This window comes from Variovorax sp. H27-G14, from assembly GCF_046156345.1.
GTDB lineage: Bacteria > Pseudomonadota > Gammaproteobacteria > Burkholderiales > Burkholderiaceae_C > Variovorax.
Map to the genome: position 1 here is coordinate 151373 of NZ_JAYLVN010000009.1, position 15266 is coordinate 166638.

The window sequence follows — 15266 nt, forward strand, 5'->3', positions numbered from 1 at the left end:
TTATTCAATCTGCAATGCAAAATTTCTCTGGACGCGAATACGAAGCTGTTGGCGAATGAGCCCACGATCCGAAAAGCGTTCGTTGGCGCTACATATCGCAGACTGCTTAAGTACTTACGCAGCCGACTACCTTTCGGCTACAGGTGGCCACAAACAGCCACAAGCGAAGAGTCGGCGAAAAATCAGAAATCACCGACTGCAATTGACAAGCAACGTCCAACAGTCCTTCAAACACTCGCCTGTCGACGCAGCGAGGCGCCCTTTTTCACCGCCGGATTGAGTCATACATGATCGTCAAGAAAAATTCATTCCCAGCTTTATTGTTGATGGCCGCATTGGCAGTTGGCGGGATCGCCCACGCGCAGATTGCAGACCCCCCAGTGCCGATCGATGCCAGTGCGGTTCGCAAGATTGCGAGTGATGTCGCTGCTGCAGTCGAACAGAACTACGTCTTCCCGGACCGCGCCTTCGAAATGGCAAAACTGATCCGGGGCAAATTGGAGGCCGGCAGCTATGCGGCCATCGGCACGTCTCAAGACCTGAGACAGCAGCTCGAAGCCGACCTGCGTTCCGTCAACGGCGACAAGCATCTGGCGGTCTTTTTCAATGCAGTGCCAAACCCCATTCCTTCTTCCACCGAAGAAACCACCGAACAAGAGCGGCGATTCAACTCGTATGCGAACAACGGCTTCGTCAAGGCCGAGCGGCTCGAGGGCAACGTCGGCTACATCGACATCAGAGGCTTTTCCAAGCCTGAGTTTCTCAAGGACGCAACCGCCGCCGCTTTTGGCTTTGTTGGGGATACGGCTGCGCTCATCATCGACATGCGGCAGAACGGAGGCGGATGGCCGGCGGGTGTTGCCTGGATCACTAGCTACCTGTTCACCGACCGAGTCCACTTGAACGACTTGCAGCATCGAGAGGGCAACCGCATCGAAGAGTTCTGGACGACTGCTGACGCGCCCGGCAGAAAGTACGCGGACCGGCCTGTGTATGTACTGACGAGCAAGAACACGTTCTCGGCTGGCGAGGAGTTCACGTACAACCTTCAGGCCCTGAAACGAGCTGTCGTCGTTGGCGAGGCAACTGGGGGCGGTGCGCATCCCGTCAAACCGTTCCAGCTGAACGATCACTTCCAGGTATGGATCCCCTTTGCTCGGTCCGTCAATCCAGTCACGAAGCAGAACTGGGAGGGGCGCGGTGTTGCGCCCGATGTCAACGTGGCCGCTGAAAAAGCGCTCGACACCGCATACCTCGCTGCACTGAAAGCGGCTCGAGCGAAAGAAAAGAATGCGTTGATTGCCGCGGACCAAGACCGAGCCATCGCCACAGTGTTGAGTTCGGAAGCTGCGCTCGACAGACAGTCGCAGCGGACAGCAGCCGACATTCAGCGCAGCGCCCGATGACCATCGACAACGCCTCGATCGTCGACTCAGTCGGCACTGACAGCACAACCGGTGTTGTGCACCTTGGCATCACCCATCACTTGCCGCTCGACGCACAGACTGTCCCCAATCATCATGGACGCCGAATCACTGCTGGATTGAAAGACTGGCCACATCACCGCATTGCATGGAGGCTCCTTTGAAGTTTCAAATCACCCGCGAAGCCTGCTGCTTCCAGGACGACCAGATCGGCCCTCTGGAGATGGTGTATGACCTGGCCGACGACGCAACACTTCGTCAACTTGTGGACGCCATCGAGACGTCGAGGTTTCTCCAGTTCAGCTCGACCCATCAGGTCCTGGCAGCAGAGGTGGGCAACGTGGAGATCCTGCGGGTGTTCGCTCCTTCATTGCTGCGCCGCCGCGCACCCAAGTACAACAAGTCGCCAGACGCCAAAGCCAGCGAGATCGCAGGAGACGGAGAGCTGCGCTTCAGCTTTGTCTTCGACTAGCCTGGCTTTGGCGCAACCGCAAACCTGCTTCGCGGCGAGCAAATGTCTGACAGACCGTCGGTTGCGCCCTCCCTAAACTCGCGGCGAGCTGCAATGCCAGCTTTTCCGAAAATAAAACCTCTGGGAGCGATATGAAGAATGTGTTGACCTGCATGGCCGCGGCCATGGTTCTCTGTGCAGTCGGCCCCGCGTACGCGGCAAACCAATACGACCTCAACTGCAAAGGCACGGAGCAAAAGGAAACCGGAAAGCCTGCAAAGCCCTGGGCCGAGACATTTCGCGTGGACCTCGATGCAAAACGCTGGTGCCGTGGCGACTGCCGCACAGCGGCTGGCATCGACTCCATCACCGCAGACGACATCATGATCTCGAACAGCCGCGCCACCTCGGGCGGCCCCAACGGCACCGCGCTGTCGTTTTCCAGAACGACGGGTGAGGTGCGCGAATACATGGACTCGGGCTACGCCGGGTCGTTCGATATCGCGAAGGGCAAGTGCACGCGCGACCTGTTCAGCGGAATGCCGGGCGCCAAGTTTTGAACAGCACGCGCTCCGCAATTCAGGTTTGGTGTCGGGGCTGCCCAATGGCGCAGCTCTTGGAGCCTAACTCGAGCGCTGCTCCTTTTTAGCTTGCGACGAAGGTAGTCAACCAGCCAGGCAATGGCGCAGCGCTGGAGCCTGAGTAAGCGACGCACTTTTAATCTCCGCATGCCGGTGGTTGCCCGGAAGATTCACATTTTTTTCCGTTGCTTAAGGCTAAAGCTTTATGCCTGCGCAAAGCCTCGCCGCAATCGGCATTTAACCGACTCTTCAGGGGTGTAGGATCGCCAGCGTTCTTGGCCAGTTGCTTGTGCGCTATGTGGAGTCGGCGGTCTACCAGACCGTGGCGTAAAGCATGGGGTCCGAGCATTTGGCGCGGATGGTGGCCATTAAGGCCGCCACCCACACACGAGCCACCTGATCGGTGAGCGCCAGATACTGCCAGCGTCTGATCAAGGCAATGCACCGGGCCACATTGCCGACCGGCCGCGCTCCATGCGTGGCCGGTAACCAAGGCCTTTTATTAGGGGACTTTACGTACATGAAAAAACTTCTCGTTCTGGTGGCTGTTGCTGCCGCTCTGACTGCTTGCTCCAAGAAGGAAGAAGCGCCTGTTGCTGCGCCGGCACCTGTCGCCGCTCCAGCCGCCGCGCCAGCCGCACCGGCTCCCGCAGCAGCACCTGCTGCAGCCCCCACGGCATCGGCCGCCGACCTGCCGCAAGAGTGCAACGACTACCTGGCGAAGGTTCAGACCTGCGTAAGCTCGCAGAGCGGTGCCGGCGCCGATGCGATGAAGTCGAGCCTGGACCAGACCAAGGCCGCATGGGCTTCGATGGGTACCGACAAGGCGGCTCTGGGTCAGGCCTGCAAAGCTGCTTCGGACGCTTTCGCTGCACAAGCGTCGGCCATGAAGTGCTGATCTGAAGAAATAGCTAATTGAATCCAAAGGCGCGGGCCCGTCTGTGGCCTGCGCCTTTCCGTTCGCAGAAGTTGGCCATGTGTGGCAAATCGCGTCAGCGACAAGATGCACTGCCCAGTCCCACCTCATGGCCGACAGTTGATGCGCAACGGTGCGGCGGGCGGCTTGTAAGCCAATTCACGGGCCAGGTAAAAAAACTGCCGGGCCCGGATGATGGGATGGGTCGCATCGCCATCGGCACTTCAGAAGGTACTCAGTCAGTGGTGGAGCGCGGGTGGAGTCATCGACCCAGACGCGTTCGACCGCTCGTGTCAGCCGACGTTCGCGGCGCATCTACAACAAGAGGCGCTCGGGGACCGGGGCGTTGTTTTCTACACCGCATCTTCCGGCATGCCATCAATACCAAATTCCGCCCCGCGCTCTTCCAGCTTCGCGCGCGCTGCGTGATGCACTACGCCGCGTTTGCGCGTAACAGGCTCCAACAGCCTGCGCAGGGTGGCGTGGCTGACATTGGCATTGCTCACCACTTGAACACGCACACCCCAGAATTTGTCATCCGCAAAACGATCCAGGATCGTTGCATCTGCATTCGGGTTCATTGCTGCCACGGCGCGTATGGATTGGTTGGGGTCAGCCAAAAACGGCTCAAGCTCAACCGCACTGGCCGCTGCGCTGGCAGCAATGTAGCGACGCTCCTCCGCATCTTTTTGCTCAGTTGTCTTTTTGACCATTGCTCTCTCAAAGTTATGAAGCTCCTCTAGCTTCGCATCTCGTGCTTCTTGGACCACACGTCAATGCGTGTCGGAACAATTTTTGGAGATGTCGCTAGATAGGCGTCGTAGACGATAGCTGCGAAGCCAGGCGACGAGATGTCTTCGTACGTTGTAATCCCGATACCAACTTTCGGCGTCATTTACTCTCCACGATGAAGTAATCGATTTCATCCTACCGAATTAAACGCAAGCTTCGAGCACCAGCTCTGACTGTGACCAGCGGCTGCAACAGGCCCTGTTCTGCCAACCAGGCAGCGGCTAGGTTCGGCCAAAAACCAGCCATTCAGCTGCTCACCTGAATGAACCCCGTAACCCGTGGTCAAGCGCAGGACTTGTCAGCTTGCGCGGTTCGATGCCCGCCAGCCTTCTCCATGTGCTCCACAAACCCGTCGAAGGCATCCAACAGGGGCTGGAACCGCGCCGCATCGCCTTCCAGTTGGCACAACGCGTAGCAGGTCGCCTCCAGCGTGGACAGTTGGTCGGGCCCATGGGCTTTGCGGATGCGGTAGTGCGACGGCGGCAGGTTGCGCAGGGCCAAGCGGGGCAACTGTTGCAGTGGCGGGCTTTGGTAGAGCATCTTTCGGCTTTTGCGCCAGGTGCCGTCCAGCACGACCAGGCGCAGGCGCGACGGGGCTTGCAGCCACTCGGGCGGTAGCGGGGGTGGGGCGTGCAGGTCCGGGGCGGTATCTTGCAGACTGTCCGGGTACAGCAGCAGCGTGTGCTTGTCGTCCATCGGCCAGACCGGCGCGGCAAATGCCTCACCCACCACCAGGCGGCAATGCGCCAAGCTCAGGTGCAGCAGGCGGGCACTGCCTTTGGCCTCGTGTACCTCCAGCGGGTGCTGCAGCACCAGCACCTCCACCGCGTGGGCGGTGGGCGCGACCCAGCGGCAAATGCAGGCGCTGAGCGGGCGCAGGCAAGCGGTGCACTGGGGGCGTGGGGCTAGAGCGGCGGACATGGCTGGATTTTATTCAGCGTGCCTGGTTATCGTGAGCAACACGCTGGCCTCTGGCGTCGTGCGCATGGTTGTTCGCTGACACTGTCGGCGGCGCGAATGCGTGAAGCGGCCCAAGGGTTCCGCCCGCCTCTTCAATGCAGGTCACCCGCCGCTCCGCAGCACTTCTTGAACTTCTTGCCGCTGCCGCAGGGGCACGCCTCATTGCGTCCCACCTTGGGCTGCATCGACTTGGCCACCTCGCGCTGATGGACAGCGAGTCTGATTGGTAACCAGTGCGCATGCATCTCCAGAACTGCCTGGGGGATCTGAAGCGCCAGTTCCGCCCTCATGGCCGGTGTCCTGGTGAGCTCGTCCTGGTCCTTCGAGAAGTCGCCCTCGCCGAGCAAGCCGATTGGCCTGAACAACGCTTGCCCTTGGGGTGTGGAAAGCAAGGGCTGCCAGTCATCCCAACAAAGCTTCATCCCCTGGATGAAGCCGTAGGCCCAAGATTCGGCGTCGTCGTATTCATGTTCGTCACCTTCGTAAGTCGACGTTGCCCAGGTGGGAGTGATCTCTCGTGGGTCATCCTCCAGCCCGGCAATGATGCTGTTGAAGTGGCGCATGACCAACCCCAAAACATGGTTCAACTGCTCGATGGATTCCATCGGCGGCATCATCTCCTTGGATCCCCAGATCTTGGCAAGCCATCGCTTCGGCGGCACAGTGGTTGGGCCGATCGCAATGGCGTGCAGGAAGCCGTCCGCCATCTCCAGCGTCATGGCGTCGTCCGTGTCGACATCGTGGAGAAGAAAGAGGTCGAGTTCTTCGAACTCGTCCTCGCTCAACGAGGAAAATGGATCTGTCATCGATTGAATCTGAGAGGCCGGAACGACAGCGATTCTCGCGCACCGCCCAACAAGGATATAAATTTGTAATCGCAGGCTAAAGGCTCAAACCTGTACCTATGAAAAATATTCGCCTCTACAGCTCGAGAGCCCCGCTTCGAACGCAAAGTGTCCCCTTCCGTTTGATCGAGCAAGCATTCGGCCGCGATGAGTTTGATTCGGCCTGCGACGAGATTCGGGCTGCTGCACGCACCGCTTGCACTGCTCCGCAGTTGATTTGCAGCTTCTCTATCGAGTGCGGACACTCAAACCCGTGGTATCACGCAGTGGCCGTATCGGTCGAAGGCATGCAAGATCAAGAATATGAAAACTTTTTGCTGGCGCTTGCTAGTCTTGGCTTAGTCGAAGCAACAGAGGCCGACAGGTCGTAGTCGGCCAAGAGCGGTTGTTGGCGACAGGCATATTCTTGGGAGGAAAATCCCTACAAGAGCGGACATGTTTTCTCGCGGCGCTCTGAGTTTCGACCAACGGTGCAACTCAGGGCCCATCGCCGAAGTTAACCCGCAGCCAACACAAGCATCGAAGGCTTCTGGAGCCCTTCATAATCAAAACCCGCTCCCCTGCTTGTTCGAGATGCATACCTTTCGCCATGGATAAATTCTTGCTCCAACAGCAGGTGCTGGCACGTCTCGCCGAAGACCTGCTGCAAGCCGAGCACGCAGTGCGGTCAGCGCATGAAACGGCGACCCACGAAGAAAACGTTGCCGAAAACAAATACGACACATTGGGACTCGAAGCCGCCTACCTGGCCACCGGCCAAGCAAGGCGCGCCGAAGCCATACGCCAGGCGATGACCCATTGGCGCCGGTTCCGCCCGCGTCCCTACGACGCCAACAAAGGCATAGAGGTCGGCGCGCTGGTCTGCCTGGTCGATTCCGACGACAAGCAGCAACAGCTCTTTCTCGGCCCGGATGGGGGCAGCATGAAGCTGGTCAGCGGGGCTGAGCTTGTTCAGGTCATCAGCAGCGAAGCACCTTTGGCCAGGGCCATGCTGGGCAAATGCGAGGGTGACGAGGTGTCGATACAGGTCGCCCCAAACCGACAGCAGTTCGAAGTGCTGCGGGTTCTTTAAGTCGAAAGCAAGTTCACGTCGATTCACGCCGATTCACGCTGAATTGGCCGAGCTCAGCATGCCCGTCTTGGGTCAGTAGGCGCCCATGTAGTCGCGCTTGCCGACCTCAACGCCGTTGTGGCGCAGGATGGCGTACGTGGTGGTCACGTGGAAGAAAAACTGTGGCAGTCCGTAGTGCAGAAGATAGGCGCTTGCGGTCAGCTTCTTTTCCTTTGGGGTGCCGGGGCGCAACACGATCTCGCGGCTCTCGCTTGCATCGAATTGCTCGGGCTTGAAGGAGCCGATATGGTCCAGAGCTTTGGCGATCAACGCTTGCAGGTCGGCGAAGCTGACCTCGGTGTCGGGCCACGACGGCACCTCGGCACCAGCCAGGCGGGAGGCAATGCCCTTGGAAAAATCTGCGGCAATCTGTACCTGACGCACCAGCGGAAACATGTCGGGGAACAGCCGCGCCTGCAGCAGCGCATTTGGTTCGATATTTTTTTGGGTCGCGTGGTCTTCGGCCTTCTTGAGGACGTCGGACAGGGCGCGCAGCATCTGCTGCAAGACGGGAACGGAGGCGTTGTACAGCGGGCTGGTCATAGTGAGTCGACTTTAAAAATTGGGCGCGATGGCCGGGGTTGGCGTGGCAGAAACGCTGCCGACCATGCAAGGCTAACAGCACAGAGTGAACTGAATCGCCCCTGCCTTTATGAGCAGCTTTTCAGTGTCCGTCACAACTCCCCGCCATCAGCGCCCGTCCATCATCGACGCACAGACCATCAACCCACCCGGCGATACCAACGCAACACACTTGCGTTCCAGCACTTGACGCTCGCCATCAAGAACGCGTACATTGCCATCGCCTCGTGATGAGCGAGGCAGGGTTTAGCAGCCCCAATAACATCCCGCGGCGCAAGCCGCAGTCACCGCACATGGTCTGCGGCTTTTTCGTTCGCGCTTCCTTTTTTAGGCGGCTCGAATGGGAGGGCTTACGCCCTGCCGGTTTTCGCAGGATGTACCGGTCTGCTAACCCGTTCGAGCCGCCGCCTTCGTTTAGCAGCGAGTGCGGCGGTTGTTGCAAATCCACATTCCTGGAGGCCCTATGGCCAACGCTTCAAACGCACGCACCAACGCCGGCAGCTCTCGCACGCCGACCAGTCCCACCACCCCCCACCAATTCCAACCCTTCGACTGGGTTCAAGCAGAAAAGCTAGCCCCTGCCCAACAAAGCCTCGGCTTCTTCCTCAACCACGCACGCGACGTGGTGCAGGGCACGCAAACGTTGGTCCAGTTGCTCGACTGGGACGAAGACCTCCGCGATGCCGCGTCGCAATCAGAAGCAGAGGCTGCCCCTGCCCCGCTCTTCGACGCAGCCCAGCGCAGCGCGTTGCACCGGCTGCTCTGCGCGTCCCTGGGCCTTCTTCATGCCCGAATCGAAGACCAGTGCGAGGCATTGACGCCATAGAGGGCCCCCAAGGCGCTGCGAGAAACAGCAGCGCCCAAAAAGTGCGCAGGGCACCGGGTGCTCCCCGCAGCGAAATAAAGGAGGAGCGAAGCGGGGGACATTCGCGGAGGGGAGCACCCGGTGGCCTGCGCACGCGCCCTGAACGACAGCACCAAAGACAGCACCAAAAAACTCACCCCGCAGAGCGCCCCAAAGTAGCCAGCTTCTTCTTCGCACTCTGCAGCAACCCGACCTTCTCGACAGCCAGCTGCGCCTTCGTATCCCCCGGCGCAATGATCTCGATGGCGGCGCCAGACGCGAGCTTCGCAGTCACCGCATCCCGCGGCGTCAATCCATTGAAGCTGATGTTAGAAATTACCTGCATCTTCAAATGCCGATGAATGTTCTTCGACAGCTTCTGGCACGCCAGCGTCATCGCAACTTCGTCTGGCATCAGCTGGCCGTGCACGACCAGCAGCTCCAGCGTGCCGTCCGCGTCCTCTCCCAGAATGAAGGCGCGCACCACAGAGTCCTTGAACTTGCCGCGCAGCATCGCGCGCACCGGCTCCACCGCGGCAAAAGACTTGAACGCGATGCTGCGCAGCTCGCCATAAAAGACGAACGTGCGGTCGATAGCAACGGCCTCGGCTTCATCGCCCTTCGGCTTGTGCAGCTTCAAGATGCCGCTGCCCACAAGATGCGCGACAGTGCGCGCCACATCCTCGGCGGGCAGCTTGCAACGCTGCGCCAGTTCGCTGAAAGAAAACTGTTGATCGGGCGCCGCGTAGACGACCGTCAATATCTTTTGCACCTCGGGGGCAAGAAGGAAATCTGCGGCGCTCATGTGTTCTTGGTTCCGAATGACAGGGCTGCATTATCGGGACCACTCCGGCCCAAGCCCTGAACACACGACGCGCCCAGACAAGTCATCAAGCCGCGTTCAGGCCGCCTTCAAGAACACATCATGGTCCGGCGCAAAGTTGGCATGCAGCGGCAGCATCGCACCGCCCAGCGCGCAGGCCAACGCACCCGCCCTGCCGCCATGCAACTGCGGCTGCCACAGCCCTTCCCAGTTGCAACGCGCCAATGCCGCGCGCGTGCGCTCCAGCAGCGCCTGCAGCAGCAGCCGCGACATCGATCCATCGACCACCACATCGGCCAGGTCGAGCATCGCCGCACCGCTCACGATGGCATGCGCCAGCGCCTGCGCCGCGCTCTCCAGCCACGCCTGCGTGGTCGCGGCAAACGGCGGCTGCAATGCACGCTCGTCATACGCGGCCATCGCGTCGAGCCCTTCACTGGCCAGCCGCTGCTCCAGCTCCCACAGCGACGCATGCGCGATCAGCTGCGTGGGCAGCGCACCGCCGGCTGCCGGCGGCTGCATCGGCAACGAAGCCAGCGCACCCGCATTGCCATTCGCGCCCGTGTGCAGGTGCGAATTGATGACCAGCCCGCCGCCCACGAAGGTGTCGACAAAGATGTACAGAAAACTCTTCAGGTCGTGCCCGCGCCCGCTCACCAGCTCGGCCACGCAGGCCGCCACCGTGTCGCGCGCAAAGCTCACCGGAACGTCGGTGCGCGCGCGCACCTCGGCCGCCAGGTCCATCTGGTTCCACAGGTCGGCCTGCGCCTTGGAGAGCCCCAGCGTGCGGTGCCAGCCGCCCAGCTGAAACGGCGCGGCCAGCCCCGCGCCCACGTTGCGCACGGCCAGCGGCCCCAGGCCGTCGCGCAGCCGGTGAATGTGCTGCGCAATGGCCGGCAGCAGCTCTTCTGCATCCGGAAAGTCGTAGCTGATGGCGTGGCGCTCGCGCACCTGCGCGGTGAAGTCGATCAGCAGCCATTCGGCGCCGCGCCGGCCCACCTTGATGCCGATGGAAAACGCACCGTCCGGGTTCAGCGCCAGCGGCACCGACGGCTGGCCGATGCGCCCGCGCACGCGGTTCTGTTTGACGATGAGGCCGTCTTCTTCCAGCCGCGCGGTGATGAGCCCGATGGTCTGCGCGCTCAGCCCGGTGAGGCGCGCGAGGTCGGCCTTGGGCAGGCTGGTGTGAACGCGCAGCGCCTGCAGCACCGTGCGCTCGTTGAACTGGCGCATGCCAAGCTGGTTGGAGCCGCGCGGGCGCAACAGGTCGGGCATGCGCGCGGGGGCCTCCACATGCAGCGCATCGAGGGCACCGATGGCATCAGGCATGCGCCTCCGCGGGCAACTGCTCGGGCGTCATGGCGCCGGTCATCACGGCCACCGTGTCGCTCATGCTGATCTTCTTCGGGTTGAGCACCGCCGCGCGCTTGCCCAGGCGCGCCACATGAATGCGATCGGCCACCTCGAACACATGCGGCATGTTGTGGCTGATGAGCACCACCGGCAGCCCGCGATCGCGCACACGGCGAATCAGCTCCAGCACCATGTTGCCCTCCTTCACGCCCAGCGCGGCGGTGGGCTCGTCCATGATGACCACGTGCCGCGCAAAGGCCGCGCTGCGTGCCACGGCCACGCACTGGCGCTGTCCGCCGGAGAGCGTTTCGACCGCCTGCGTCATCGACTGAATGCCCACCTTCAGGTCCGCCATGCGCGCGGCGCTTTCGCTCAGCATGCGTTTCTTGTCGAGCATGCGCAGCACGTTGCCCAGAAAGCCGGGGCGGCGCAGCTCCCGGCCCAGAAACAGGTTTTCGTAAATGGTCATGGCGGGTGCCACGGCCAGGTCTTGGTAGACCGTTTCAATGCCCGCGCGCCGTGCGTCCAGCGGGTTGCGAAAGTGCACTGGCTTGCCGTCGAGCAAGATCTCGCCTTCGTCCGGAATGGTCGCGCCCGACAGCGCCTTGATGAGCGACGACTTGCCCGCGCCGTTGTCGCCGATCACCGCCAGAATTTCGCCCTCGCGCAGCTCGAAGTCGACACCGTCCAGCGCCGTGACCTGGCCATAGCGCTTCACCAGGCCCTTGGCCTGCATCACGATCTTGGGGTTGGCTACGGCGTTCATCAGCGTGCTCCCTTGCGCGACAACTGGTCCGCGGCCACCGCAAGAATCACCAGCACGCCCGTCACCAGCACCTGGTAGATCGACGACACGCCCATCAGCGTGAGCCCGTTGCGAAACACGCCCACGATGAGCACGCCAATCAGCGAGCCCAGCACAATGCCGCGCCCGCCGAAGAGGCTGGTGCCGCCCAGCACCACCGCGGTGATGGCGTCGAGGTTCTCCGTCTGCCCCGCGTTGGGGTCGCCCACGCCGGTGCGCGCCACCGACAGCAAAGAGGCAATGCCATACAGCACGCCCGCCGCCACATACACGCCCAGCAGCACGCGCTGCGTCGGGATGCCCACCAGCCGCGTGGCCTCCGCGTTGTTGCCCACCGCATAGATGTGGCGGCCCGCGCCCGTCTCGCGCAACACGAACCACACCAGCCCGTACAGCGCCACCATCAGCACCGAACCCCACGCCACCTCGGCACTGCCGATGGTGAAGGTGGTGCCCAGGCCGGTAAGGCCCGCGGGCAGATCGGTGATGGTCTGCGACGACGAATACAGCTGCGTGATGGCGAACGCGATGTTCAGCGTGCCCAGCGTCACGATGAAAGGCGGCAGCTTGATGCGCGTCACCAGCAGGCCGTTCAGCAGCCCGAACAGCGTGGTCACGCCAATGCCGCACAAGATGGCCAGCGGCACCGGCATGCCCAGCTCGGTCGCAAACTTGGTCATGATGATGCTGCCCAGCGCCATCACCATGCCGCACGACAGGTCGATGCCCGCCGTGAGAATGATCAGCGTCTGGCCGATGGCAATCACGCCGACCACCATCACCTGCTGAAGAATCAGCGAGAGGTTGCCGCCGGTCAAGAACCGGTCGGACTGGGTCGCAAAGAAAATGCATGCGCCCAGCAGGGCCAGCCAGGGGCCCAGGGCGCCCCAGGGGATGTGGTGCTTGGATGCGGTTTTCGCCATCGAGGTGCTCCCTTGATCGGTGTCTTGTGTCGGTGCTTTGTGTGGATCAGCGCCGGCGGTTTACTTCTTGCCCCAGCACAGATCGGCGCCGGTCTTGGTGTCCTTGCTGTCCACGCCGGCCACGCTCTTGCCGGCGATGAGCGTCACGCCGGTGTCGACATAGCCCGATGCCTTCTTGCCCGTCTTGGCAAACTCCACGCCCGCGGCCACACCCATGGCGGCCATCTTCAGCGGGTACTGCTGCGAGGTGGCGGCAATGATGCCGGCGTTGGTGTCCTTGATGCCCTGGCAGCCGCCGTCCACCGAGACGATCAGCACGCCCTTCTCCTTGCCTGCGCGCTTGAGCGCGTTGTACGCACCGGCCGCGGCGGGCTCGTTGATGGTGTAGACCAGGTTCACTTCGGGTGCCTTCTGCAGGCAGTTTTCCATTGCCGTCTGCGCCTTGGCCTGGTCGCCGTAGCTGTCGGCCATGCACACGATTTCAGGCGACTTGGACAGCTCGTTCGACTTGGCCTCGTTCGCCGGCAGGCCAAAGCCCTTCATGAAACCGTTGTGCCGCTGCGCGCCCACCGGGTGGCCCGGCAGCAGGTCGAGCGCGACGATCTTGGGCGTCTTGCCCGCCATTGCGGCCTTGGCGTATTCGCCGATCAGCACGCCGGCCGTGTAGTTGTTGGTGGCAAAAAGCGCGTCGGTCGCGTCCGGCGGATCGGCCGGGCTGTCCAGCGCGATCACCATCACGCCCTTGTCGCGCGCCTTCTTGATGGCCGGCACGATCGCCTTGGCGTCGCTGGGCGTGATGAGGATGGTCTTGGCGCCGGCCGCAATCATGTTTTCCATGGCGGTGATCTGGCCCGCGTTGTCGCCGTCGGCCTTGCCCGCGCCAGAGAGCAGCTTGGCGCCGAGCTTCTTGGCCTCTTCCTGCGCGCCCTCTTTCATCTTGACGAAGAAGGGGTTGGTTTCGGTCTTGGTGACCAGGCCGATGATGGGCTGGTCGGCGGCGAAGGCCGCGCTGGAAGCAATGAGGGAAATGGCGGAAACGGCGGACATTGCCGACTTGGCCAGGATGGAGCGGGTGCTGAACATGGTGTGTCTCCTTGGGCAGGCGGCAAGGCGCCTGCGGTCTTTTCGGAACCGGATCGCTCGGCTTTTCTCGAAAGTGAAAGGCTCGGCGTCCGGGCGCAGGGGGACTATCCGTTAGGCGCAGGACTAAATCAAGATGATTTAGTTATCGGAAACCCGGGGTTGCGGTGAGGGATGGGAGGGGGTGGCCGCGCGGTTCGGGTCGGAATCTGCGGCGAAGAAGGGCGGAAAGTCGAGCGCTTCGGACTTGGCCTGGACGAGTTGCCAGATCCTGGCGGCGAGCATTTTTTTGACAGCGCCTTCTGCTGCTCTTCAATCTCGAGCTGAAAAAATCATGTCGTTCAATGAATTGAATTTGGCGAAAAGAATCTGAGTGGCATATTTGCGGCCTGAGCGCTGGCAGGACCAAAATTCGGCGGGGTAGAAATAGCCTTTTCCCAAAAACTCTGTCAGCTGGTCCTGCGCATAGGTCAATGCATCTCGACTCAAGCACAGCAGCAGCTTATTACTGGCTAAATTCACGCTATCGATCTCTTCCATTTGGAACCTGATCCGCGCATCATGAAATACACGTTCGGTGCAATGAAGACAATCTGCAAATTGGTCATGCGATGGATCAGCCAGCAGCTCGAAGATTTTGGAACGCAGCAACTCGGCGCCGGCGGGGTCGAGCGTGACCGTCAATTCATCCTTGCTGAATGGGCCGAAGTTAAAAACAATCATGAACATCCCTAAGAGAAATATCCGGGTAATTGCGCCCATCGAATCAACCCGCGAATTTTTTAATTTCGGGATGAATACGATCTTGGCGAATGCCCCCTCTACAGTCGTCTCTATCCTGCAAAAGTAGTTGTCATAGCCGCCCTACAGGCCCCCTTGGTCGCCAATCAAAAAGATGAAATTCTGCGGATATACTGCCAAAAGAAATGGAAAATTCTTCCAAATACGGCAGTCAACGCCCGCGGATATTTTCAGCCGCGAGCGGGTACGAATTCAATACGAAGTTGACCGCCAAATGCAAACTATCAAAACTATTACGCGCATAAATATCATAGAGATCGACGGCGTCTTCGTACTTTTCCAAATACTCGTCGAAACCGACAGCCACGGCATTCTCGACAAGCCGGATAAAACACTCCCAATGCACCAATTCGCCATCTCGCAAATAATCGCCATCGACCCAAAAAACTCTTCTGGACCGCACGATCGCTGAGATATCAGATATTATTTTCGCGTCATTCATTTTTTACGATATGCATCTCTCTTTATCTACTAGATCAAGACTGACTTGAGCGATTCAATAAATTCATCCCTATCCAGGGAGATGCAATTTACCTTTTTGGTTTCCCATTGGCGCCAAGCGAATCGCCATTGTGTTCCGAATTTAAACAAATAGGCCTCTTCGCCATCAAAAGCCTCGACCGCCAAGGGTATTGCCGAAAATTCATTAGGAGCCAGCTCATGAGTCTCAGTATAACCAGGGATTTTTTGGAAGAAATCAAAATTACCATGCAAAAATGCTTCACTCATCCCATTGAAAACTTTTTCTGTTTTTTTGGAAAATTGAAAATCATAATCCGGCACATTTTTTAGCCGATCAATCAAATCCCTGATTGCTAGATCAAAGCTGCCAAGCAGCATGTGCTGCTCGAAATCTCCGATCACTGCGTCGCCAATGAAAAAGCAACATTGGGCAAATTTCCGCTCATTCCACAAAGGCATTTTCGCCAATACTTGCAATGTTTGCTTTTTATTTTCCAATTGAACACCCTTTCA

20 protein-coding genes are annotated in these 15266 nt (G+C 60.1%); 8 read left to right on the forward strand and 12 right to left on the reverse strand.

Annotated features, from left to right (window positions below; all coding sequences use genetic code 11):
* Nucleotides 1-287: 287 nt before the first annotated feature.
* The 5 genes from VLK31_RS21230 (at nt 288) to VLK31_RS21250 (ending at nt 3354) form a co-directional block, all read left to right on the forward strand.
* Nucleotides 288-1406, forward strand: a complete 1119-nt coding sequence (locus tag VLK31_RS21230) for a S41 family peptidase (RefSeq protein ID WP_409170415.1) — start codon at nt 288-290, stop codon at nt 1404-1406.
* The gene (locus tag VLK31_RS21235; protein ID WP_409170416.1) at nt 1403-1588 is read left to right on the forward strand and encodes a hypothetical protein; all 186 of its coding nucleotides are present in this window, start codon (nt 1403-1405) and stop codon (nt 1586-1588) included. The genes VLK31_RS21230 and VLK31_RS21235 overlap by 4 nt, the downstream gene beginning before the upstream one ends.
* Nucleotides 1585-1896 carry a hypothetical protein gene (locus tag VLK31_RS21240; protein ID WP_409170417.1) on the forward strand — a complete coding sequence of 104 codons (312 nt, stop codon included), beginning with the start codon at nt 1585-1587 and terminating at the stop codon, nt 1894-1896. Before VLK31_RS21235 ends, VLK31_RS21240 begins: the two co-directional genes overlap by 4 nt.
* A gap of 131 nt (nt 1897-2027) precedes the next feature.
* Nucleotides 2028-2435 carry a hypothetical protein gene (locus VLK31_RS21245; RefSeq protein WP_409170418.1) on the forward strand — a complete coding sequence of 136 codons (408 nt, stop codon included), beginning with the start codon at nt 2028-2030 and terminating at the stop codon, nt 2433-2435.
* A gap of 541 nt (nt 2436-2976) precedes the next feature.
* Nucleotides 2977-3354 (forward strand): hypothetical protein, encoded by a 378-nt coding sequence (locus VLK31_RS21250; protein ID WP_409170419.1) that lies wholly within the window; start codon nt 2977-2979, stop codon nt 3352-3354.
* A gap of 371 nt (nt 3355-3725) precedes the next feature.
* Here VLK31_RS21250 and VLK31_RS21255 read toward each other — a convergent pair whose 3' ends face one another.
* The 3 genes from VLK31_RS21255 to VLK31_RS21265 all read right to left on the reverse strand — a co-directional run bounded on the left by VLK31_RS21255 (nt 3726) and on the right by VLK31_RS21265 (nt 5930).
* Nucleotides 3726-4085: a hypothetical protein gene (locus VLK31_RS21255; RefSeq protein WP_409170420.1), complete on the reverse strand. Its 360-nt coding sequence runs from the start codon at nt 4083-4085 to the stop codon at nt 3726-3728.
* Between the two features lie 361 nt (nt 4086-4446).
* Entirely contained in the window at nt 4447-5085 is a 639-nt protein-coding gene (locus tag VLK31_RS21260; protein WP_409170421.1) for a tRNA-uridine aminocarboxypropyltransferase, read from the reverse strand.
* Between the two features lie 131 nt (nt 5086-5216).
* Complete coding sequence (locus VLK31_RS21265; protein ID WP_409170422.1) at nt 5217-5930, reverse strand: UPF0149 family protein; 714 nt, start codon at nt 5928-5930, stop codon at nt 5217-5219.
* A gap of 98 nt (nt 5931-6028) precedes the next feature.
* Here VLK31_RS21265 and VLK31_RS21270 point away from each other — a divergent pair, with 98 nt between their 5' ends.
* Entirely contained in the window at nt 6029-6340 is a 312-nt protein-coding gene (locus VLK31_RS21270; protein WP_409170423.1) for a hypothetical protein, read from the forward strand.
* A gap of 218 nt (nt 6341-6558) precedes the next feature.
* On the forward strand, nt 6559-7041 hold the full coding sequence (locus VLK31_RS21275) for a GreA/GreB family elongation factor (protein WP_409170424.1): 483 nt from the start codon (nt 6559-6561) through the stop codon (nt 7039-7041).
* Nucleotides 7042-7113: 72 nt separating this feature from the next.
* Here the strand turns inward: VLK31_RS21275 and VLK31_RS21280 are convergent, their stop codons facing one another.
* On the reverse strand, nt 7114-7623 hold the full coding sequence (locus VLK31_RS21280) for a DUF1993 family protein (RefSeq protein WP_409170425.1): 510 nt from the start codon (nt 7621-7623) through the stop codon (nt 7114-7116).
* Between the two features lie 502 nt (nt 7624-8125).
* On the opposite strand from VLK31_RS21280, the gene VLK31_RS21285 reads away from it, so the two are divergent.
* Nucleotides 8126-8488 (forward strand): hypothetical protein, encoded by a 363-nt coding sequence (locus tag VLK31_RS21285; protein WP_409170426.1) that lies wholly within the window; start codon nt 8126-8128, stop codon nt 8486-8488.
* Nucleotides 8489-8660: 172 nt separating this feature from the next.
* Here the strand turns inward: VLK31_RS21285 and VLK31_RS21290 are convergent, their stop codons facing one another.
* The 8 genes from VLK31_RS21290 to VLK31_RS21325 all read right to left on the reverse strand — a co-directional run bounded on the left by VLK31_RS21290 (nt 8661) and on the right by VLK31_RS21325 (nt 15251).
* Complete coding sequence (locus tag VLK31_RS21290) at nt 8661-9311, reverse strand: hypothetical protein (protein ID WP_409170427.1); 651 nt, start codon at nt 9309-9311, stop codon at nt 8661-8663.
* Nucleotides 9312-9407: 96 nt separating this feature from the next.
* Nucleotides 9408-10658, reverse strand: coding sequence for an ROK family protein (locus VLK31_RS21295; RefSeq protein WP_409170428.1), 1251 nt, complete (start codon nt 10656-10658; stop codon nt 9408-9410).
* Nucleotides 10651-11448 carry an ATP-binding cassette domain-containing protein gene (locus VLK31_RS21300; protein ID WP_409170429.1) on the reverse strand — a complete coding sequence of 266 codons (798 nt, stop codon included), beginning with the start codon at nt 11446-11448 and terminating at the stop codon, nt 10651-10653. Before VLK31_RS21300 ends, VLK31_RS21295 begins: the two co-directional genes overlap by 8 nt.
* Entirely contained in the window at nt 11448-12410 is a 963-nt protein-coding gene (locus tag VLK31_RS21305) for an ABC transporter permease (RefSeq protein WP_409170430.1), read from the reverse strand. The genes VLK31_RS21300 and VLK31_RS21305 overlap by 1 nt, the downstream gene beginning before the upstream one ends.
* Before the next feature lie 60 nt (nt 12411-12470).
* Entirely contained in the window at nt 12471-13457 is a 987-nt protein-coding gene (locus tag VLK31_RS21310) for a sugar ABC transporter substrate-binding protein (protein ID WP_409170533.1), read from the reverse strand.
* A gap of 345 nt (nt 13458-13802) precedes the next feature.
* A complete protein-coding gene (locus VLK31_RS21315) occupies nt 13803-14252 on the reverse strand; it encodes a hypothetical protein (protein ID WP_409170431.1) in 450 nt (149 codons plus the stop codon).
* 190 nt (nt 14253-14442) lie between these two features.
* Nucleotides 14443-14733, reverse strand: coding sequence for a hypothetical protein (locus tag VLK31_RS21320; RefSeq protein ID WP_409170432.1), 291 nt, complete (start codon nt 14731-14733; stop codon nt 14443-14445).
* A gap of 29 nt (nt 14734-14762) precedes the next feature.
* Nucleotides 14763-15251: a hypothetical protein gene (locus VLK31_RS21325; protein ID WP_409170433.1), complete on the reverse strand. Its 489-nt coding sequence runs from the start codon at nt 15249-15251 to the stop codon at nt 14763-14765.
* Nucleotides 15252-15266 lie beyond the last annotated feature (15 nt).